The sequence below is a fragment of the Mesorhizobium sp. M7D.F.Ca.US.004.03.1.1 genome (assembly GCF_003998635.1).
In the GTDB taxonomy this organism is placed as follows: Bacteria; Pseudomonadota; Alphaproteobacteria; order Rhizobiales; family Rhizobiaceae; genus Mesorhizobium; species Mesorhizobium loti.
This window is the reverse complement of record NZ_RZQG01001621.1, coordinates 1-653: the sequence shown is the minus strand read 5'-3', so window position 1 is coordinate 653 and position 653 is coordinate 1. Positions and strand designations below refer to the sequence as shown.

General features: G+C 67.7%; 1 protein-coding gene. It reads left to right on the top strand.

Translation table 11 applies throughout. The annotated features are described in order from the left end of the window. Positions 1–50 precede the first annotated feature (50 nt). Positions 51–653 (top strand): tRNA (adenosine(37)-N6)-dimethylallyltransferase MiaA (locus tag EN935_RS39105; protein ID WP_245489186.1); only part of this gene is annotated, 603 nt, incomplete at its 3' end.

Here is a 653-nt window from a genome sequence, read left to right as displayed (position 1 = left end):
GCGACAAAGCGCGCTCAGTGGGACGGGAAACAAGCGTGGCGACAAGCGGCATGGAACATTCCGGCGGACAAGCGGGCGAGGGCCGCGTGAAGAACGCGATCCTGATAGCCGGGCCGACCGCCAGCGGCAAGTCGGCGCTGGCGCTCGATCTGGCCGAGCGCAAGGGTGGCGTGATCGTCAACACCGATTCCATGCAGGGCTATTCGGTGCTCGACGTGCTGACCGCCCGGCCGGAGGCGGCCGACCTCGCGCGCGCACCGCATTTCCTCTACGGCCATGTCCATCCGGCCACAGCCTATTCCACCGGCGCCTGGCTGCGCGACGTGATGAAGCTGATCGACGACGGCACGCTCTCCGGCCGGCCCGTAATTTTTGTCGGCGGCACCGGGCTCTATTTTCGCGCGCTGGCCGAGGGCATTTCGGAAATGCCCGACATTCCGCAGCGGGTCCGGGACCGCTGGCGCTACGAGTTGAAGGAGCAGGGCGCCGTCAAGCTGCACGGCCTGCTGCTGCGCGAGGATTCGGCGACCGCCATGACGCTGAAGCCGACCGACAGCCAGCGTGTCGTGCGGGCATTGGAGGTGCTCGACGCGTCGGGCCGTTCGATCCGGGAATGGCAGGCAGAACGCGGCCAGCCACTCATCGACAGGGGC